Source organism: Moritella sp. F3, assembly GCF_015082335.1.
Lineage (GTDB): Bacteria > Pseudomonadota > Gammaproteobacteria > Enterobacterales > Moritellaceae > Moritella.
In genome coordinates this window covers 1-273 of sequence record NZ_BLRL01000056.1, presented here as the reverse complement: position 1 = coordinate 273, position 273 = coordinate 1, and the positions used below count along the sequence as shown (strand labels likewise).

Sequence of the window (273 nt, the reverse complement as noted above, 5' to 3'; positions counted from 1 at the left end):
ATCCCATATGCTCCACTGATCGGCGACTGTATCTGTAAATACGTTAAGCTCACCTGAGGCAACTGGTGCTGCATTAGGATTGTAAATTTTAACGTTATCTACACGGTAAACCGCGCCTTCACCTGCGCCCCATGCCGGAAATATCATAAGTACGTCAATAGTGCTTACATCAAGGCCCGCACCCGCTAAGTCAGATAACTTAAAGGTATATGTTTGCCACTCGCCAGTCACTGGTGCTGCGCCTTCTACACTTGCTGTTAGCTCAAGCTCTAC

Annotated in this window: 1 pseudogene; it reads right to left on the bottom strand. The window is 47.6% G+C overall.

The window, feature by feature from the left end:
- Window positions 1–273 (bottom strand): annotated as a pseudogene (locus tag JFU56_RS22470) (glycoside hydrolase family 16 protein); the annotation flags it as partial.